Raw genomic sequence first — 19,692 nt, 5'->3', positions numbered from 1 at the left:
CGGGCGGGCTTACTGCTTGCCCTCGATTTCTTCCCAGCGCTCCAGGCTCACCAGCAATTCCTCGTCGATCTCGGCAAAGCGCTGGTTCAGCTTGACGGCTTCATCGGCCCCCTTCTTGTACAGATCCGGATCGGCCAGCTTGGCGGACAGTTCCTTCTGTTCCGCTTCCAGCGCGGCGATGCGCTTGGGCAGCTCGTCCAACTCACGCTGCTCCTTGTAGCTCAGCTTCTTCTTGGCCGCCACCGGCGCCACGACCGGTGCGGCCATGGTCGATTCGGCCTTCACCTCGCTCTTGTCAGCAGCCTTGGCGGCGGCCTTGGACGAAGCAGCCTGCTGCGCCGGGCGCTGGCGCTCCCAGTCGGAATACCCCCCCACGTACTCACGCCAGACGCCATTGCCTTCGGAGGCGATCACCTGGGTGACCACGTTGTCCAGGAACATGCGGTCGTGGCTGACCAGGAAGACAGTGCCTTCGTATTCTTCCAGCAATTCTTCCAGCAGTTCCAGGGTATCGATATCGAGGTCATTGGTCGGTTCGTCCAGCACCAGCACATTGGCCGGCTTGGCGAACAGGCGCGCCAGCAGCAGGCGGTTGCGCTCACCGCCGGAGAGCGTGCGCACCGGCGAACGGGCGCGCTCGGGGGCAAACAGGAAGTCCGACAGATAGGTCATCACATGCTTGCGCTGGCCGTTGACTTCGACCCAGTCGCTGCCCGGCGCGATGGTATCGGCCAAGGTGGTTTCTTCATTCAACTGCGCGCGCATCTGATCGAAATACGCCACCTGCATCTTGGTGCCCTGCTTGACGGTGCCGCTGTCGGGGGCTTCCTCGCCCAGGATCAGCTTCAACAGCGTGGTCTTGCCGGCGCCATTCTGGCCGATCAGGCCGACCTTGTCGCCACGCATGAGGATGGTGCTGAAGTCGCGCACGATGGTCTTGGGACCATAGGCCTTGTTCACGTTCTCCAGTTCCGCCACGATCTTGCCGGAACGCTCGCCCGTGCCCACTTCCAGCTTCACCTGGCCTTGCCGCTCGCGGCGCTCGCTGCGCTGCACGCGCAAGGCTTCCAGGCGGCGCACGCGGCCTTCGTCGCGGGTACGGCGGGCCTGCACGCCCTTGCGGATCCAGACTTCTTCCTGGGCCAGGAATTTGTCGAACTTGGCGTTTTCCACCTCTTCATTGGCCAGCAGCTCGGCCTTGCGGGTCTGGTAGGTGGTGAAGTTGCCAGGGAAGGAGAGGATCTTGCCGCGATCCAGTTCGATGATGCGGGTCGAGACGTTGTCCAGGAAGCTACGGTCGTGGGTGATGAAGAGGATGCTGCCCTTGAAGTCGCGCAGCAGGCCTTCCAGCCAGAGGATGGAGCCGAAGTCGAGGTGGTTGGTCGGTTCGTCCAGCAGCAGCACGTCGGGGTTGCCGACCAGGCCGCAGGCCAGCGCCACGCGCTTCTTCATGCCGCCGGAGAGCTCGCCGATGCGGGCATCGCGGTTCAGGTTGAGCTTGTCCAGCGTGGTCTCGACCTTGTTGCCGATGGACCAGGCATCGGCCGCATCCAGCACGGTCTGGATCTGGTGCATGCGCTCCAGCAGCGCATCATCGTTGTCGCCGCCGAACTGGCCGGTGATGGCCTCATATTCGGCCAGCAGCGCCGGCAGCTCGCCCAGCCCCGAGGCCACGGCATCGAAGACGGTCATCTCTTCCGGGAAATGCGGCTCCTGGTCGACATAGGCAATCTTCAGGTTCTGCTGCATCACCAGGAGGCCATCGTCCAGCTTGGAGCGCCCCGCGATGATCTTCAACAGCGAGGACTTGCCGGTGCCGTTGCGGCCGATCAGGCCAATGCGTTCGCCGGTCTCCAGCGAGAATTCGGCGTGATCCAGAAGGGCGACGTGGCCGAAGGCCAGTTGTGCGTCGGAAAGGGAAATGACTGCCATAGCGTGCGTGATCTGCGTGAGTGCAACGGCCTGGGCCGTGCAGGATGGATGCAAGGGCGCTTGAAAAAGCGCAAGAGCGGCATTGTACCGACTGCGCCGCCGAAATGCTGATTTAAGCGCAGGAATGCCCGCAGGCCCCGCCAATGACGCCCTTGGTTTGCACTGTAGCAACGGTCCTGACGACAAATAGCGACAGATACTCGAATTTCAGCGTCGAAGAAGTTCCATGTTACAACTGGTTAAGCATTGGCCGAGCGCGCCGCGCCGGCCTGGCGGCCCGATGCTGTAAGATAGCGCATCCCGATTTCTGCTCATCCCATGCCTCTGCCAACGCTTCCCCGACCGCATTCCCGCCCCCTCACCCGACAGCGCGGTTTTCTCAACCCCAACATCGCCAAGTTCATCGGACTGTCCATCCTTGGCCTGGGCGTCGCCGGCGCGCTGCTGGTGGTCTATGCCCTGATCTTCATCAATCCGCGCCTGCCCTCGCTGGAACTGATCACCGACTATCGCCCCAAGGTGCCGCTGCGCATCTGGTCCGAAGACAAGGTGCTGCTGGGCGAGTTTGGTGAAGAAAAGCGCAGCCTGGTCAAGCTGGACGACATTCCGGCCGACATGAAGAACGCCGTGCTGGCCATCGAGGACTATCGCTTCTATGAACACGGCGGCATCGACTGGATCGGCATCGCCCGTGCGCTGGTCACCGACGTGCTGCGCGGCAGCGCCTCGCAAGGCGCCAGCACCATCACCATGCAGGTGGCGCGCAACGTCTTCCTGACCAAGGAAAAGACCTTCTCCCGCAAGCTCTATGAAGTGCTGCTGGCCAACAAGATCGAACATGCCTTGACCAAGGACCAGATCCTGGAGGTCTACATGAACCAGATCTACCTGGGCCAGCGCGCCTTCGGCTTCGCCGCCGCCGCCCGCACCTACTTCGGCAAGGACCTCAAGGACGTCACCCTGGCCGAAGCGGCCATGCTGGCCGGCCTGCCCAAGGCGCCCTCGGCCTACAACCCCATCGTCAATCCCAAGCGCGCCCATATCCGCCAGCAGTACATCCTGCAGCGCATGCTGGACGTGGGCTTCATCACCAAGGCGCAATATGAAAAGGCCGCCAAGGAAGAACTGAAGGTGCGCGCACCGGGCAGCCAATACAACATTCACGCCGAGTATGTGAATGAAATGGTGCGCCAGATGGTCTATGCGCAGTACAAGGAAGATACCTACACCCAGGGCTTCAACGTCTATACCACCGTCAATGCCGCCGACCAGCAGGCCGCTTACCTGGCCGTGCGCAAGGGTGTGATGGACTACGACCGCCGCCACGGCTATCGCGGTCCGGAAGAGACCATCGAGCTGCCGGCCAATGCCGAGGACCGCGCCGCCGCCATCGATGACGTGATGGATGACCATCCGGACAACGACGACATCCTGGCCGCAGTGGTAGTCGCGGCCAGCCCCAAGCAGATCGACGCCGTGCTGCGTAGCGGCGACAAGATCAGCATCAAGGGTGAGGCGCTGCGCTTCGTGGCGTCGGCCCTGTCGGAAAAGGCCAAGAAGGACATACGCATCGGCCCCGGCGCGCTGATCCGCGTGATGCAGGACGCCAAGCAGAACTGGCAGGTGGCGCAACTGCCGCAGGTGGAAGCCGCGCTGGTGTCGGTGGTGCCGCAGGATGGCGCGATCCGCGCGCTGGTCGGTGGCTTCGACTTCACCCAGAACAACTTCAACCACGTCACGCAAGCCTGGCGCCAGCCTGGCTCCACCTTCAAGCCCTTCATCTACTCGGCAGCACTGGAGAAGGGTTTTGCGCCGGCCTCCATCGTCAATGATGCTCCGGTCTCCTATCCTGCCGGCCCCGGCCAGCCGAACTGGGAGCCCAGGGATGACGAGACCCCGGCCGGCCCCATCACCGTGCGCACTGCCCTGCAGAAGTCGGTGAACCTGGTGGCCATCCGTACGCTGGACTACATCGGCGTGCCCTATGCCAAGGACTTCATCACCGGTACCTACGGTTTCGATGCCGACAAAGTGCCGCCCTACCTGCCGATGGCGCTGGGTGCGGGCCAGACCAATCCGCTGCAGCTCTCGGCGGCCTACTCGGTGTTTGCCAACGGCGGCTACAAGGTCCAGCCCTACCTGATCTCCCAGATCACCGATGCGCGTGGCCAGGCGCTGTCCAAGGCCGAGCCGCTGATCGTGGGCAATGGCGCACCGCGTGTGGTGTCGGAGCGCAACAGCTACATGATGACCAGCATGCTCAAGTCGGTGGCCCAGGGGGGTACGGGTGCGCGCAGCAACAGCATCGGCCGCAGCGACCTGGCCGGCAAGACCGGTACCACCAATGACGCCGTCGATGGCTGGTTCGCCGGCTACCAGCGCACCCTGGCGACGGTCGTCTGGATGGGCTATGACCAGCCCAAGAGCCTGGGCAGCAAGGAATTCGGCGCACAGCTGGCGCTGCCGATCTGGGTCGACTACATGGCCAAGGCCTTGAAGGGTGTGCCGCAATTCGACTTGCCAGTGCCTGAAGGCATCCGCTTCATCGATGGCGAACCCTACTACGACAACTTCACCCCGAATAATGGTCTGGTGACCAATGTGGGCGTGACGGTGGTGGATGCGATCTCGAACTTCTTCGGCTGGACGCCGAGCCAGGCTCCGGCTACGCCGGGTAGCACACAGCCGGAACCGAATGTCCCAGGCACTGCACCGGCGACGAATGGGACGCGCGCACCGAATGAAAACGCCCGGCGTTTCCTGGACAGCACCAACCAGGGCCATTGAACGAAAGCCTCTTCCTGATGCAGAGGAAGAGGCTGAAGGAGACGCCGTAAACGAAAAAGCGCAGAGGTTGCCCTCTGCGCTTTTTTTATGCTGGCGCCCCCGACACGGATCGAACGTGTGACCTATCCCTTCATACCACTATGGCTTTCGCCACCGGAGAACGTTTGTGGTCTGGACTATACCTTGGCCATGGGCCTGTGCCTGATACCGCACATGCCTGCAGGCCGGAGCCGTCTAGTCTCTACACCTTCCGGTTTCCATCCATCTCGGAGACCGGCTTGGCTCGGTATTGCCAGCAGCCGCGCAGTCACAGGGACCAGGCGCTGTCAGGGTTCACCGAATTTGACTCCATTCACGCGGCGCCTTTCGGCAGCCGCTGCCCAATTGTCTTTAGGAGGGGATCGCTCTATCCACTGAGCTACGGGGGCAGCAAGGCCGCTATTGTAGCTGCTGCGTCCAGGCTTGCAAAGCTGCAAGCAGGGGCAAGGCTTGGACTACAATAGATCCATGCGCTTGCTCAATAACAAAGTGAAGGGGACGGCAGCCATCGTCCTGGCAATAGGGGTGGGGATGGCATGCAGCCTGGCGGCGGCAGCGGCCCCGGAGGCCGCGCCGGCTGCTCCGGCTGCCATTGCGGGCATGGCCGAACGCATGGCGGCCTGTACCGCCTGTCATGGCAAGCAAGGGCGCGCCACCGCAGATGGCTACTATCCCCGCATCGCGGGCAAGCCTGAGGCCTACCTCCTGAATCAATTGCAGAGCTTCCGCGATGGCCAGCGGCGCTATCCGATGATGAATTACCTGCTGGCCAACCTGTCGGACGATTATCTGCAGCAGATTGCGCGCTTCTTCGCTGACCAGCATCCCCCCTATCCGCCGCCGGCGTCGAATGAGGCCAGCGCCACCGTGCTGGAGCGCGGTCGCCGCCTGGTCACGGAAGGCGATCCGCAACGACGCCTGCCGGCCTGCGCCGCCTGCCATGCGCCCAGCCTGGGTGGCGTCCAACCTGGCATCCCCGGATTGCTGGGCCTGCCGCGCGACTACATCAATGCCCAGTTGGGCGCTTGGCGCAACGGCGACCGCACGGCAAAGACGCCTGACTGCATGGCCGCCGTCGCGCGTGCGCTCAGCCCCGAAGAAATCAATGCGGCCAGCAGCTGGCTCAGCGCCCAGGCCGTGCCGGCGGACTACGCACCAGCACCCGCGTTGCCCTCGCCACTGCCGCAGCAATGTGGCAGCCAGCCGCAGTCGGGAGTGCAGCGATGAAACGCACACACTTCTTCAAGAGCCTGGGCGTCCTTGCCGCACTGCTGATCGCCCTGCCCGCCGCCGTCATCGGCTGGCAATGGCTAGGCCCGGAAGAGCGCGGCGCAGCCACTCCCGCCCCCGACCCCACGCGCCAATTGGCGCAAGGGCAATACCTGGCGCGCGCCGGCAACTGCATGGCCTGCCATACCGCACGCGGCGGCGCACCCTACGCTGGCGGCCGCGCCATTGCCTCGCCCTTCGGCACCCTCTACACCAGCAACATCACTCCCGACAAAACTACCGGGATCGGCCAATGGAGCGCCGACGACTTCTGGCGCGCCCTGCATCACGGACGCGGCAAGGAGGGACAGTTCCTGTACCCGGCCTTCCCCTATACCAGCTATACCCGCTTGAGCCGCGCAGACAGCGATGCGCTGTTCGCCTACCTGCAAAGCCTGCCGCCCGTGGCACGCGCCAACCAAGCCCATACGCTGCGTTTTCCCTACGACCAGCGCATGCTGCTGGGACTATGGCGCGCACTCTACTTCACGCCGCAAAGCTACCAGCCCGATCCCCGCCAGGATGCCCAATGGAATCGCGGCGCCTATCTGGTGCAAGGCGCGGGCCATTGCAGCGCTTGCCATAGCGCACGCAACCGGCTGGGCGCAAGCATTGAGCCGCTGGCGCTGGCGGGGGGCGTGATCCCGGCGCTGCAATGGTATGCGCCGCCCTTGCACGGAGGAGCGGACGGCCTGCAAGACTGGAGTACTGCGGATATCGCCGCCCTGCTCAAGACGGGTGTGTCTCCCCATGCAGTGACGCTGGGCCCGATGTCGGAAATCGTCGGTCGCAGCCTCCAGTACCTGAACGATGCGGATGTCAGCGCCATGGCGGTTTATCTGAAATCCCTGCCGGCCAGCGCTGCGGACGACGCGGCGCGCCCTGCGTCGGTAGAACCCGCCGAGGCCGAGCGCATCATGAAGCAAGGCAAGCAGCTCTATGGCACCCTATGCGTGGACTGCCATGGCGGCAAGGGCCAGGGCAGCGCGCCCGACTACCCGCCGCTGGCAGGCAACCGGGCCATTGCCGGCCCGCACCCGGCCAACGCCGTCCGGGCCGTGCTCAATGGCGGCTTCCCGCCCTCCACGGCGGGCAACCCCTACCCCTTTGGCATGCCGCCCTTCGGTCCGCAATTGAGTGACCAGGAGGTGGCCGCAGTGGTCTCCTACGTGCGCAACAGCTGGGGCAACCAAGGCGGCCTGGTATCGGCTGCGGAAGTGAACCGCTATCGCAGCGTGCCGCTGGATTGAACATCCTGGTGGCATGAGCGTAAAAAAAGGCGATCCGCTGGATCGCCTTGGTGACGGTGGTGTGCGCGGGTGCGCTTACTCTCTTACTCGCTTATTCCCTTACTGTTCGGCGCTGAGCTTGTAGCCCATGCCGCGCACCGTCTGCACATAGTGGGCCAGGTCGCCCAGCGACTTGCGCAGGCGCATGATATGGACATCCACGGTGCGCTCTTCGATGAAGGTATGGTCGCCCCAGACCTTGTCCAGCAGTTGGGCGCGCGAGAAGATCCGCTCCGGATGCGCCACCAGGTAGCGCAACAGCTTGAACTCGGCCTGGTCCAGCAACACCGGCTTGTCGGCCACCGAGACCTGGCGCCGCTCGACGTCGATGCTGATGTCGCGATACTTCAGCGCCTGGCTGCCGATCTCCGGCGCCTTGCGACGCAACAGCGCCTGCACCCGTGCCACCAGTTCCTTGGGCGAGAACGGCTTGGTCACATAGTCATCCGCGCCTTCGTTCAAGCCCTTGACCTTGTCCTCTTCCATGCCCTTGGCGGTCAGCATGATCACCGGCAGGCTGGCGGTACGCTGGTCGCGCCGTAATTCGTTCAACAAGACCAGGCCGGAACTGTCGGGCAACATCCAGTCCAGCAACACCACATGGGGCAGCGACTCGGCGATATGCTTCCTCGCCTGGGCCACGTCGGTGGCGATGGTGGTGGCGAAGCCCGCCCCCTGCATCGTGAAGCGCAACAGCTCCGCGATGCTGGGTTCGTCCTCGACCATCAGGATGTGGGGTAACTCTTTTGACATCGTCCTTCTATCCGCAACACTGAATACTGAACAAGACCGGGCTCAAAGCACCTTGGCCGCAATGCGCTGCGCCATGCTGCGCGCCAGGTCGGCCTGCTGTGCTTCCACCATCACGCGGATCAGCGGCTCGGTGCCGGAGGGGCGCAACAATACGCGGCCGCGTTCGCCCAGTTCCTCTTCCACGGCAGCCTTCTCGGCTTGCAGCGCGGTATTGGATTTCCAGTCGTAGCCAGCGGGAATCTTCACATTGACCAGCGACTGAGGATACATGGAAATATCGGACGTCAGCTCGGCCAAGGTCTTGCCGCTGCGCTTCAAGGCCGACAGCACCTGCAAGGCCGAGACGATGCCGTCGCCGGTGGTGTGCTTGTCCAGCGCGAGCAGGTGGCCGGAGCCTTCGCCGCCCAGCACCCAGCCCTTTTCCTGCAGGACTTCCAGCACATAGCGGTCGCCCACCTTGGCGCGCTCGAAGGGCACACCCATCTTCTTGAAGGCCACTTCCAGCGCCATGTTGGTCATCAGTGTGCCGACTGCGCCATGCACCGGGCCTGTGGCCAGGCGATCCTTGACCATCAGGTACAGCAGCTCGTCGCCGTTGTAGATACGGCCTTCGCCATCGACCATGATGAGCCGGTCGGCATCACCATCGAGGGCAATGCCCAGGTCAGCGCGGTATTCACGCACCGAGGCCACCAAGGTCTTGGGTGCTGTGGCGCCACAGTCTTCATTGATGTTCAGGCCATCCGGCTGGTTGCCGATGGTGATGACCTCGGCGCCCAGCTCGTGGAACACGTGCGGGGCGATGTTGTAGGCGGCGCCATGGGCGCAATCGACCACCAGGCGCATGCCACGCAGGTTCATGGCGTTGGGGAAGGTGCTCTTGCAGAATTCGATGTAGCGGCCGGGCGCGTCCGACAGGCGGCGGGCCTTGCCCAGCTTCTCGGAGGGCACGCAATCCATGGGCTGTTCAAGCGCGGCCTCGATATCGGCCTCGACCGAGTCCGGCAGCTTGTTGCCGCTGGCCGAGAAGAACTTGATGCCATTGTCGTGGTAGGGATTGTGCGACGCCGAAATCACCACGCCCGCCGAGAGGCGCAGCGCGCGCGTCAGATAGGCCACGGCCGGCGTAGGCAGCGGACCGGCCAGCCAGACGTCCACGCCGGCAGCGGCAAAACCGGCTTCCAGCGCGGCTTCCAGCATGTAGCCGGAGATACGGGTGTCCTTGCCGATCAGGACCGTGGGGCGGGTCATGCCATCCTTGGCCTTGGCCAGCACCTTGCCCGCGGCATAGCCCAGGCGCATGACGAAATCCGGAGTGATGGGCGCCACACCCACGCGGCCACGCACGCCATCGGTGCCGAAATACTTTGCTGCCATGTCTGTCCTTTTCCTTTTTCCTTTTGTCTGGCGGACCTGTGTCCCCCACGGTCCTTCTCCCATGAAGCGGCCCCTGCGACCGCATCATCCCTAAATGCTCTTGCCTGCTGGCTCGCTCAGGCGTCTTCCCGTCCGGCCTGCCACATGGTGAGGGCATCGACCGTCTCGGCCACGTCATGCACCCGGATGATCATCGCGCCCTGCTGGGCGGCCACCAGCGCCGCGCCGATGCTGCCGGCCATGCGCCGCTCCAGCGGCTTGCCGGTCACCGCGCCGATCATCGATTTGCGCGACATTCCCGCCAACAACGGCAAACCCAGTTGCCGGATCAGGCGACGGGTATTCTTCAGCAAGGCGAGATTATGCTCCACAGTCTTGCCAAAGCCAAAACCGGGATCAATACAAATACGCTCGCGGGCAATACCGGCCTGGCGCATCAGGTCCACCTGTCGTTGCAGGAAAGCCTCGACCTCACCGACCACGTCATGGTACTGCGGCGCCTGCTGCATGGTCTGCGGCTGGCCCTGCATGTGCATCACGCAGAGCCCGGCTTCGCTGTCCCTGACCGCCTCGATGGCGCCTTCTGCGCGAAAACCGTTGATGTCATTGATCATGTCCACCTCGGCCAGCAGCGCTTCCCGCATGACGGCGGGCTTGTAGGTATCCAGCGAGAGCGGTTTGCCACAGTCGCGCAGGGCGTAGATCACCGGTAGCACGCGTTCCAGCTCCTCTTCCAGCGACAGCGGAGCGATGCCGGGGCGGGTCGATTCGCCGCCGATATCGATGATGTCCACGCCATCGGCGATCATCTGCTCGGCATGGGTCAGGGCCATGTCCAGGCGTTGGTGACGGCCGCCATCCGAAAAGGAGTCCGGCGTGACATTGAGGATGCCCATCACCAGGGGGCGACGGCCTTGCTGTACCGACAGGCGGAACCTGCCGCATTTGAGGAATGCTTGCGTCATCTTGCTTGTGTGGTGGTGCGGAAAACTTTTGCTGCGCGTCCTTGGCAGGACGCCAGGCGATGCATGATACACCGCCTCATCTTGTCTTTTTGATCAGAGCCAAAAAAGAAAAAAGGTGAGGATCGCTCCTCACCTTCCTTGCTACAGTACGTCTGCCATCGTCATCAGGCCGGGGCCGTGGCGTTGGGCGAGACATCGCCGGAACGGTTGTTGTCCGAAGGCGACTTCTTGGCCGGCACGCCATTGCGCGGCGGACGCGGTTCGTCGCCGTTCATGATGTCGTTGACCTGGTCGGCGTCCAGGGTTTCCCATTCCAGCAGGGCCTTGGCCATCACGTCGACCTTGTCGCGATGCTCTTCCAGCAGGCGACGGGCCAGGGCGTATTGCTCGTCCAGGATGCTGCGGATTTCAGCGTCCACCTTTTGCTGCGTGGCTTCGGAGACGGTCTTGGAGGACATGCGGCCAAAGTAGGCGTCCTGCTCCGAATCTTCATACACCATGGTGCCGAGGGTAACCGACATACCGTAGCGGGTGACCATGGCGCGGGCCAGCTTGGTGGCGCGCTCGAAGTCGTTGGAAGCGCCGGTGGACATCTGGTGCATGAAGATTTCTTCAGCGATACGGCCACCGAAGAGGATAGAGATCTCTTCCAGCATCTTGTCCTTGTACATGTTCACGCGGTCATGTTCCGGCAGTTGCCAGGTCAGGCCCAGGGCGTAGCCACGCGGCATGATGGTGACCTTGTGGACCGGGTCGGCCTTGGGCAGCAGCTTGGCGACGACAGCGTGGCCGGACTCGTGGTAGGCGGTGTTGCGGCGTTCTTCCTCGCGCATCACGGCCGACTTGCGTTCCGGACCCATGACGATCTTGTCCTTGGCGTCCTCGAAGTCCTGCATCTCGACCAGGCGCTTGTTGCGGCGGGCGGCGAACAGGGCGGCTTCGTTGACCAGGTTGGCCAGGTCGGCGCCGGAGAAGCCCGGGGTGCCACGGGCCAGGATGTCGGCCTTGACGTCAGGCGCGATGGGCACCTTGCGCATGTGGACGTACAGGATCTGTTCGCGGCCACGGATGTCGGGCAGGCCGACCATCACCTGGCGGTCGAAGCGACCCGGACGCAGCAGCGCCTTGTCCAGCACGTCGGCGCGGTTGGTGGCGGCGATCACGATGACGCCGGAGTTGGCTTCGAAGCCGTCCATCTCCACCAGCATCTGGTTCAGGGTCTGTTCGCGTTCGTCATTGCCGCCGCCCATGCCGGCGCCACGATGGCGGCCGACGGCGTCGATTTCGTCGATGAAGATGATGCAGGGAGCGTGCTTCTTGGCGTTCTCGAACATATCGCGGACACGGGAAGCGCCCACGCCGACGAACATTTCCACGAAGTCCGAACCGGAAATGGTGAAGAACGGCACCTTGGCTTCGCCAGCGATGGCGCGCGCCAGCAGGGTCTTACCGGTACCCGGGGGGCCGACCATCAGCACGCCGTGGGGAATGCGGCCGCCCAGCTTCTGGAACTTGGTGGGGTCGCGCAGGAACTCGACCAGCTCCTGCACTTCTTCCTTGGCTTCGTCGCAGCCGGCGACGTCAGCGAAGGTGACGGAATTGCTGTTTTCATCGAGCATGCGCGCCTTGGACTTGCCAAAGGAGAACGCCCCGCCCTTGCCGCCACCCTGCATCTGGCGCATGAAGAAGATCCAGACGCCGATCAACAACAGCATCGGGAACCACGAAATGAAGACTTGCGAGAGGAAGGACTGCTCTTCCGGCTGCTTGACGTCGAACTTGACGCCATTGTTGAGCAGGTCGCCGACCAGGCCGCGGTCCAGATAGGTCGCTGCGGTCTTGACCTTGGTGCCATCCTGGGTGGTGGCCACGATGGTGCGATCCTCGATGGTCGCATCCTTGATATGGCCTGCCTTGACCTCGGAGATGAAGTCGGAATACGCGATCGCCTTGGCGTTGGTCGCCATGCTGCGGCTGTCGAACTGCTTGAACACCATAAACAGCACGAGCGCGATGACTACCCAGATGGCAGCCTTGGAAAACATATTGTTCACTGGAACTCCTCCGACGCCTGGGCGCCACGTTGCCTTTGTATGCTCCGATTTTACCCGGATTCAAACACCCTTACACAGAAAACCGCCGTCCGCCCTGCTCCCGGCGTGCGCTCACGCAACGCAACATCGCGCGAGCCACCTCTGGAGGCAGGCTTGTCATTTCGCCATCAGCAGTCCTGGACAGCCGGTAGAGGCAATCAGACGATTCCTGAAAATCGATATGAGGCTGAAATCAGGCAAAACAAGTCGGGAAAACGCAGCATCTGAAGAGAAATCTGGCAGATTTTGCGCTCAAACCGAGCTTCTGACGCTGTTTCGCATCAACTTTAACCGATTTAGCTGCGAGGATTTTTCAGGATTTTCCCTAGTAGAAAGATTTCCGACGACTTATCGCGACTGGCCTTGGGCTTTTTTGACATCACGGTCTTGAATTCGGCCCGGAATTTATGCACCAGCTCGTTGTAGCCAGTCCCGTTGAAACACTTGACCAGCAAGGAGCCGCCAGGTTTCATGTGCAGCTGGGCAAAATCGATGGCCAGGTCGATCAGGTACTCCACCCGGGCGGCGTCGGCAATGGCCACGCCAGACAGGTTGGGCGCCATGTCGGACAGCACCAGGTCGGCCTTGCGCCCGTCCAGCACGGCTTCCAGCTGGCGCACCGGCTCGTCCTCGCGGAAGTCGCCTTGAATATAGTGGACGTCGGCAATCGGGTCCATTGGCAGGATGTCCAGGCCGATGATGGTGCCGTGGATGCCTCCGCCCTCGGCGCCGGCCAGCTTGTTGCGCACGTACTGGCACCAGCTGCCGGGGGTGCAGCCGAGATCGACGATCACCTGGCCGGGCTTGATGAGGCGTTCTTCCTCGTCGATTTCCTTGAGTTTGTAGGCGGCGCGCGCACGATAGCCCTCCTTCTGCGCAAGCTTCACATAAGGGTCGTTGATATGGTCGTGTAACCAGTTTTTGTTCAGTTTGTTCTTTGCCATTCGCGTAGAATACTGGTTTTATCTCATTGAGGGACAACTTGGCGCCGCCGAGACACCGTCCCGACCCTGCACTCCCATGTTGACATTGACTCCCGCCGAGCGCAGCGAACTGCGCGCCCAGGCCCATGGCTTGAACCCCGTCGTGATGGTTGGCGAAAGCGGCCTGTCCGAATCCGTGATGAAGGAAATCGACAAGAGCCTGAACGCCCACGGCCTGATCAAGGTACGCGTCTTCGGCGACGACCGCGAAGCCCGCATCGCGATCTACGAAACCATCTGCGCCGAGCTCAAGGCTGCTCCGGTGCAACACATCGGCAAGCTGCTGGTGCTGTATCGCCCGCAGAAGGACGAGGGCAAGAAAGCCGCTGCCGGCGCCAAGGGCGGCCTGCGCGAAGTGACCATCGTCAAGTCGCATGCCACCAAGCGTCCCTCGGTGAGCAAGGTCATGCTCAAGGGCAACGAGCGCATCACCGCCGGTGGCCTGGTCAAGAAGGCCAAGCCGCGCCAGCGCAGCACCAAGAAGTCGCTCGGCTGATTGAGGTTCGCCCAACGGGCGGCAGCGTGCTGCGGCCCAAAAAACAGAATGCCCGCTGATGCGGGCATTTTCATTTCCGGCTCGTCGGAGTTTGCAGCCTGATCACCTCCTTGCCGGAGGGATCGCTGCGGCAGCCTGCCCCGCCTTGAGGGCAGGCAGGCCGCCGATGCTACGTCAGACGTAGCGCACTTCCAGGATCTCGTATTCCTTCAGACCCGACGGGGCTTCCACCGCCACCACGTCGCCAGCGCTCTTGCCGATCAGGGCGCGGGCGATGGGCGAGGTCACGGAGACCTTGGATTCCTTGATGTCGGCTTCGTCCAGGCCGACGATCTGGTAGGTCACCTTCTCGCCGCTGTCCAGGTTTTCCAGGTCCACGGTGGAGGCGAAGACCACGCGGCCTTCGGCGTTCAGTTCGGCCGGATCGACGATCTGGGCCGCGCCCAGCTTGCCTTCCAGGTCAGCGATGCGGCCTTCGATGAAGGCCTGGCGCTCCTTGGCCGACTCATATTCGGCGTTTTCCGACAAATCGCCCTGCGCGCGCGCTTCGGCGATCGCATTGATGACTTCCGGACGGTCTTTGGTTTTCAAACGGTGCAATTCTTCCTTCAGAAGTTCGGCGCCACGCTTGGTAAGGGGAACTGTGCTCATAAGTCTCTTGCTCAAGGTTAGGGTTACACGGAGGACGCATCCAAGGTCCGCAGGCCAGCGAACACGCAAAAGGACAGCGTCGCCGCCAACCTGGCGGACAAGCATCGTCTTTGCGGGAACATTCTGGCTGGTAGGCGGACCGTTGCTGCAGGATTCCGTCAGCTCTTCAACAACACGCGCTCCTGACTCAGAGCCGCTAAGGACATGACGCCAAGCGGGTGCCGTTGTAACGGCGGCACGGTGGCGTCATGTCCTTAGCGTCCCCGGACGGATCTGCCCTGCAACATTGAACATGTTGTGGCCGCAGGGTGTCGTCCAAAAGTCAGAGAGGGCATCGATTGCTCAGATGCCCTCTGCGCTTGCCGGCGTCAGATACAGCCGACAAAGTAACGTGTTGTGGGTTTAGTGTATAGCTTTATGCAGGCCTTGTAAATCGTAGACGTCCAAGGACTCCAGATGGCGCATACCTTCCACTGCCGCTTCAGCACCGGCGATGGTGGTGAAGGTGGTCACGCGGGCGGCCAGGGCCGAGGTACGGATGGCTCCGGAGTCGGCAATGGCGTTGCGCTTTTCTTCCACGGTGTTGACCACCAGGGCGATCTCGTTGTTCTTGACCATGTCCACGATGTGCGGACGGCCTTCCACCACCTTGTTGACGGTGGCCACCGGGATGCCGGCAGCGCTGATGGCGGCAGCCGTACCTTTGGTCGCGACGATCGAGAAGCCCAGCGCCACCAGGTCGCGCGCCACTTGCACGGCACGCGGCTTGTCGCTGTTCTTCACCGACAGGAAGACCTTGCCCGACTTCGGCAGCTTCACGCCGGCGCCCATCTGCGACTTCACGAAGGCTTCGCCGAAGGTCTTGCCCACCCCCATGACTTCGCCGGTGGACTTCATCTCGGGGCCGAGGATGGTATCCACACCCGGGAACTTCACGAACGGGAATACGGCTTCCTTGACGCTGTAGTAAGGCGGCACCACTTCGTTCTTGATGCCCTGGCTGTCCAGCGACTGGCCGACCATGCAGCGCGCTGCGATCTTGGCCAGTTGCAGGCCGGTGGCCTTGGAGACGAAGGGCACGGTACGCGAGGCGCGCGGGTTCACTTCCAGCACGAAGACGGTATCGACAGTCTTGCCATCGACTTCGCTTTGCTGGATGGCGAACTGCACGTTCATCAGGCCGACCACGTTCAGGCCCTTGGCCATCAGTGCGGTCTGGCGCTTCAGTTCTTCGATGGTGTCCTTGGACAGCGAATACGGCGGCAGCGAGCAGGCCGAGTCGCCCGAGTGCACGCCGGCTTGTTCGATGTGTTCCATCACGCCGCCGATGAAGGTGCGCTCTCCGTCGGAGAGGCAATCCACGTCCACTTCGATGGCATCGTTCAGGAAGCGGTCCAGCAACACCGGCGAATCATGCGAGACCTTGACGGCTTCGCGCATGTAACGCTCCAGGTCACGCTGCTCGTGGACGATTTCCATGGCGCGGCCACCCAGCACATAGGACGGGCGCACCACCAGCGGATAACCGATTTCCTGCGCCAGTTGCAGCGCGTCGGCTTCGGTACGGGCGGTACGGTTGGGCGGCTGGCGCAGGCCCAGGTCCTGCAGCAGCTTCTGGAAACGCTCGCGGTCTTCGGCGGCGTCGATCATGTCGGGCGACGTGCCGACGATGGGCACGCCATTGGCTTCCAGGTCCAGCGCCAGCTTCAGCGGGGTCTGGCCGCCGTACTGGACGATCACGCCGACCGGCTTTTCCTTGTCGACGATTTCCAGCACGTCTTCCAGCGTCACCGGTTCGAAGTACAGGCGGTCGGAGGTGTCGTAGTCGGTCGAGACGGTTTCCGGGTTGCAGTTGACCATGATGGTTTCGTAGCCATCGTCACGCATGGCCAGCGCCGCATGCACGCAGCAGTAGTCGAACTCGATGCCCTGGCCGATACGGTTCGGACCACCGCCCAGCACCATGATCTTCTTCTTGTCGGTCGGGTTGGATTCGCACTCTTCGTCATAGGTCGAATACATGTAGGCGGTATCGGTCGAGAACTCGCCCGCACAGGTATCGACGCGCTTGAAGACCGGACGCACGCCCAGCTTCTTGCGCTGCTCGCGCACGGCGGTGTCAGTGGTCTTCAACAGCTTGGCCAGGCGGCGATCCGAGAAACCCTTCTGCTTCAGCTGGAACAGGGTGGCCTTGTCCAGCGACTCCAGCGCCACATCCTTTTCCAGCCACAGTTCGATGTCGACGATCTCCTTGATCTGCGACAGGAACCACGGGTCGATGTGCGTCAGGCCGTGCACTTCTTCCAACGAGAAGCCTTGGGCAAAGGCATCGCCCACGTACCAGATGCGGTCCGGACCGGGTTCGCCCAGTTCCTTCTCGATCAGTTCGCGGTCGGTGGTCTTTTCGTTCATGCCGTCCACGCCCACTTCCAGGCCACGCAGGGCTTTCTGGAAGGATTCCTGGAAGGTACGGCCGATGGCCATCACCTCACCCACGGACTTCATCTGGGTGGTCAGGTGCTTGTCCGCCTGCGGGAATTTCTCGAAGGTGAAGCGCGGGATCTTGGTCACGACGTAGTCGATGGACGGCTCGAAGGACGCCGGGGTGGCACCGCCGGTGATCTCATTGCGCAGTTCATCGAGCGTGAAGCCCACGGCCAGCTTGGCGGCGATCTTGGCGATCGGGAAGCCGGTGGCCTTGGAGGCCAGCGCCGAGGAACGCGAGACGCGCGGGTTCATTTCGATGACGATCATGCGACCATCGGCCGGGTTGACCGAGAACTGCACGTTGGAGCCGCCGGTATCCACACCGATTTCACGCAGCACCGCCAGCGAGGCGTTACGCATGATCTGGTATTCCTTGTCGGTCAGCGTCTGTGCGGGCGCCACCGTGATGGAGTCGCCGGTGTGCACGCCCATCGGGTCCAGGTTTTCGATGGAGCAGACGATGATGCAGTTGTCCGCCTTGTCGCGGACCACTTCCATTTCGTATTCCTTCCAGCCGATCAGCGACTCCTCGATCAGCAGTTCGGACGTCGGCGAAGCCTCCAGGCCGCGCTTGCAGATGGTCTCGAATTCCTCGGCGTTGTAGGCGATGCCACCGCCGGTGCCGCCCATGGTGAAGGACGGACGGATGATGACCGGGAAGCCGATGGTCTTCTGCACCGCCCACGATTCTTCCATCGTGTGCGACACGCCGGAGCGGGCCGAACCCAGGCCGATCTTGGTCATCGCTTCCTTGAACTTGGAGCGGTCCTCGGCCTTGTCGATGGCTTCCGGGGTGGCGCCGATCAGTTCGACCTTGTACTTCTCTAGCACGCCGTGGCGATGCAGGTCCAGTGCGCAGTTCAGCGCGGTCTGGCCGCCCATGGTCGGCAGGATGGCGTCCGGCTTTTCCTTGGCGATGATGCGTTCCACCGCTTGCCAGGTGATCGGCTCGATGTAGGTGGCGTCGGCCATTTCCGGGTCGGTCATGATGGTGGCCGGGTTGCTGTTGACCAGGATGACCTTGAAACCTTCTTCACGCAGGGCCTTGCAGGCCTGGGCGCCGGAATAGTCGAATTCGCAGGCCTGGCCGATGATGATCGGGCCAGCGCCAATGATCAGGATGCTTTTGATGTCAGTACGCTTAGGCATTTTGTTTCTTCTCCATCATCGCCACGAACTTGTCGAACAGGGGAGCGATGTCATGCGGTCCAGGGGATGCTTCGGGGTGGCCCTGGAAGCAGAAAGCAGGTTTGTCGGTGCGCTCGAAGCCTTGCAGCGAACCGTCGAAGAGCGAGACATGGGTCACGCGGCAGTTGGCCGGGAGGGTCGCCTGATCCACGGCGAAACCGTGGTTCTGCGAGGTGATCATCACCTGCTTGCTATCCAGGTCTTGCACCGGGTGGTTGGCGCCGTGGTGGCCGAACTTCATCTTCAGGGTCTTGGCGCCCGAGGCCAGGGCCATGATCTGGTGACCCAGGCAGATGCCGAAGGTCGGGATGCCGCGCTCGATCAGTTCCTTGGAAGCGGCGATGGCGTAATCACAAGGTTCCGGATCGCCAGGACCGTTGGAGAGGAAGATGCCGTCCGGATTCAGGGCCAGCGCCTCGGCAGCGGTGGCTTGCGCCGGCAGCACGGTGACCTTGCAGCCGCGCTCGGCCAGCATACGCAGGATGTTGTACTTGACGCCGTAGTCGAAGGCGACCACGTGGAATTTCGGGGTGATCTGCTGACCATAGCCGCGACCCAGGCGCCATTCGGTCTCGGTCCAGTTGTAGGCCTTCTGGGTGGAGACCACCTTGGCCAGGTCCATGCCGGCCAGGCCCGGGAAGGCGCGCGCCAGTTCCAGTGCCTTGGCGGTGGCCGCGGCGATGTCCGCCTCACCGGCCACGATGGCGCCGTTCTGCGCGCCCTTCTCGCGCAGGATGCGGGTCAGCTTGCGGGTATCGATGCCGGCGATGGAGACGATGTTGCCTTCCTTCAGGTAATCCGACAGGGATTGCTGGCTGCGGAAGTTCGACAGCAGGCGCGGCAGGTCCTTGATGATCAGGCCGGCAGCGTGGATCTGCGAAGCTTCGACGTCTTCACGGTTCACGCCCGTGTTGCCGATGTGCGGATAAGTGAGGGTGACGATCTGGCGGCTGTAGCTGGGGTCGGTCAGGATTTCCTGGTAGCCGGTCATCGCGGTATTGAACACGACCTCACCGGTGGTGTTGCCTGCGGCGCCGATGGAAAAACCTTGGAAGACAGACCCGTCTGCGAGCGCGAGGACGGCCGGAATCGCGGGACCGGAAAGAAGAGGCAGCAAGGGTAACTCCTGAGATTGTTACCGCCGCGGCTGGATGACCGGTAGACCTTTGCGCGCCAACCGACCGGCGCGAACACTCCGACTCATTCGGTACGGGAGCGTGGCTGGGCCTGTTAGGAACGAGGAAGAGGAATGGGTATGCGCTACGGCGGATAAAATTGGCTAAACCGCTCAATTATAGCGCAAGAGCGTCCCTCCGGCAAATCGTAGATCGCCGAAAGTTACCGCAAGAAGCACCGAAATGGCTGCAAAAACGCGGGAACGCC

Annotated in this window: 13 protein-coding genes; 4 read left to right on the top strand and 9 right to left on the bottom strand. The window is 62.7% G+C overall.

From position 1 onward, the window contains the following. Positions 1-9 precede the first annotated feature (9 nt). The gene (locus tag ACP92_RS06950) at positions 10-1,932 is read right to left on the bottom strand and encodes an ATP-binding cassette domain-containing protein (RefSeq protein WP_013233411.1); all 1,923 of its coding nucleotides are present in this window, start codon (positions 1,930-1,932) and stop codon (positions 10-12) included. Between the two features lie 318 nt (positions 1,933-2,250). On the opposite strand from ACP92_RS06950, the gene ACP92_RS06945 reads away from it, so the two are divergent. From ACP92_RS06945 to ACP92_RS06935, 3 genes are all read left to right on the top strand, one after another. Next, entirely contained in the window at positions 2,251-4,719 is a 2,469-nt protein-coding gene (locus ACP92_RS06945; RefSeq protein WP_013233410.1) for a penicillin-binding protein 1A, read from the top strand. A gap of 507 nt (positions 4,720-5,226) precedes the next feature. Beyond that, positions 5,227-5,985, top strand: a complete 759-nt coding sequence (locus ACP92_RS06940) for a c-type cytochrome (protein ID WP_013233409.1) — start codon at positions 5,227-5,229, stop codon at positions 5,983-5,985. Continuing rightward, positions 5,982-7,277, top strand: a complete 1,296-nt coding sequence (locus ACP92_RS06935) for a c-type cytochrome (protein ID WP_013233408.1) — start codon at positions 5,982-5,984, stop codon at positions 7,275-7,277. The genes ACP92_RS06940 and ACP92_RS06935 overlap by 4 nt, the downstream gene beginning before the upstream one ends. Before the next feature lie 99 nt (positions 7,278-7,376). Here the strand turns inward: ACP92_RS06935 and ACP92_RS06930 are convergent, their stop codons facing one another. From ACP92_RS06930 to ACP92_RS06910, 5 genes are all read right to left on the bottom strand, one after another. Then, complete coding sequence (locus ACP92_RS06930) at positions 7,377-8,069, bottom strand: response regulator (protein WP_013233407.1); 693 nt, start codon at positions 8,067-8,069, stop codon at positions 7,377-7,379. Between the two features lie 42 nt (positions 8,070-8,111). After that, on the bottom strand, positions 8,112-9,446 hold the full coding sequence (gene glmM / locus ACP92_RS06925; protein ID WP_013233406.1) for a phosphoglucosamine mutase: 1,335 nt from the start codon (positions 9,444-9,446) through the stop codon (positions 8,112-8,114). Positions 9,447-9,562: 116 nt separating this feature from the next. Then, entirely contained in the window at positions 9,563-10,411 is an 849-nt protein-coding gene (folP, locus tag ACP92_RS06920; protein ID WP_013233405.1) for a dihydropteroate synthase, read from the bottom strand. 164 nt (positions 10,412-10,575) lie between these two features. Further along, the gene (gene ftsH, locus ACP92_RS06915) at positions 10,576-12,465 is read right to left on the bottom strand and encodes an ATP-dependent zinc metalloprotease FtsH (RefSeq protein ID WP_013233404.1); all 1,890 of its coding nucleotides are present in this window, start codon (positions 12,463-12,465) and stop codon (positions 10,576-10,578) included. 335 nt (positions 12,466-12,800) lie between these two features. Next, on the bottom strand, positions 12,801-13,448 hold the full coding sequence (locus ACP92_RS06910; protein WP_013233403.1) for an RlmE family RNA methyltransferase: 648 nt from the start codon (positions 13,446-13,448) through the stop codon (positions 12,801-12,803). Between the two features lie 76 nt (positions 13,449-13,524). On the opposite strand from ACP92_RS06910, the gene yhbY reads away from it, so the two are divergent. Further along, entirely contained in the window at positions 13,525-13,983 is a 459-nt protein-coding gene (gene yhbY, locus ACP92_RS06905) for a ribosome assembly RNA-binding protein YhbY (protein ID WP_013233402.1), read from the top strand. A 174-nt stretch (positions 13,984-14,157) separates the two neighbouring features. On the opposite strand, the gene greA is transcribed toward yhbY, so the two are convergent. The 3 genes from greA to carA all read right to left on the bottom strand — a co-directional run bounded on the left by greA (position 14,158) and on the right by carA (position 19,426). Next, positions 14,158-14,634 carry a transcription elongation factor GreA gene (greA, locus tag ACP92_RS06900; RefSeq protein ID WP_013233401.1) on the bottom strand — a complete coding sequence of 159 codons (477 nt, stop codon included), beginning with the start codon at positions 14,632-14,634 and terminating at the stop codon, positions 14,158-14,160. Between the two features lie 402 nt (positions 14,635-15,036). Further along, positions 15,037-18,270, bottom strand: a complete 3,234-nt coding sequence (gene carB, locus ACP92_RS06895) for a carbamoyl-phosphate synthase large subunit (RefSeq protein ID WP_013233400.1) — start codon at positions 18,268-18,270, stop codon at positions 15,037-15,039. Further along, positions 18,263-19,426, bottom strand: coding sequence for a glutamine-hydrolyzing carbamoyl-phosphate synthase small subunit (gene carA / locus ACP92_RS06890; protein ID WP_013233399.1), 1,164 nt, complete (start codon positions 19,424-19,426; stop codon positions 18,263-18,265). The genes carB and carA overlap by 8 nt, the downstream gene beginning before the upstream one ends. Positions 19,427-19,692: the final 266 nt, after the last annotated feature.

It is taken from the genome of Herbaspirillum seropedicae (assembly GCF_001040945.1).
Classification (GTDB): Bacteria; Pseudomonadota; Gammaproteobacteria; order Burkholderiales; family Burkholderiaceae_D; genus Herbaspirillum; species Herbaspirillum seropedicae.
Note: the sequence above shows the minus strand (reverse complement) of the source record. Positions and strands in the feature narration are given on the sequence as shown.

Excerpts from the sequence above, each read along its gene's own strand:
- ACP92_RS06950 (WP_013233411.1), bottom strand. The coding sequence starts at position 1,932 with ATGGCAGTCATTTCCCTTTCCGACGCACAACTGGCCTTCGGCCACGTC.
- ACP92_RS06945 (WP_013233410.1), top strand. The coding sequence starts at position 2,251 with ATGCCTCTGCCAACGCTTCCCCGACCGCATTCCCGCCCCCTCACCCGA.
- ACP92_RS06940 (WP_013233409.1), top strand. The coding sequence starts at position 5,227 with ATGCGCTTGCTCAATAACAAAGTGAAGGGGACGGCAGCCATCGTCCTG.
- ACP92_RS06935 (WP_013233408.1), top strand. The coding sequence starts at position 5,982 with ATGAAACGCACACACTTCTTCAAGAGCCTGGGCGTCCTTGCCGCACTG.
- ACP92_RS06930 (WP_013233407.1), bottom strand. The coding sequence starts at position 8,069 with ATGTCAAAAGAGTTACCCCACATCCTGATGGTCGAGGACGAACCCAGC.
- glmM (WP_013233406.1), bottom strand. The coding sequence starts at position 9,446 with ATGGCAGCAAAGTATTTCGGCACCGATGGCGTGCGTGGCCGCGTGGGT.
- folP (WP_013233405.1), bottom strand. The coding sequence starts at position 10,411 with ATGACGCAAGCATTCCTCAAATGCGGCAGGTTCCGCCTGTCGGTACAG.
- ACP92_RS06910 (WP_013233403.1), bottom strand. The coding sequence starts at position 13,448 with ATGGCAAAGAACAAACTGAACAAAAACTGGTTACACGACCATATCAAC.
- yhbY (WP_013233402.1), top strand. The coding sequence starts at position 13,525 with ATGTTGACATTGACTCCCGCCGAGCGCAGCGAACTGCGCGCCCAGGCC.
- greA (WP_013233401.1), bottom strand. The coding sequence starts at position 14,634 with ATGAGCACAGTTCCCCTTACCAAGCGTGGCGCCGAACTTCTGAAGGAA.
- carB (WP_013233400.1), bottom strand. The coding sequence starts at position 18,270 with ATGCCTAAGCGTACTGACATCAAAAGCATCCTGATCATTGGCGCTGGC.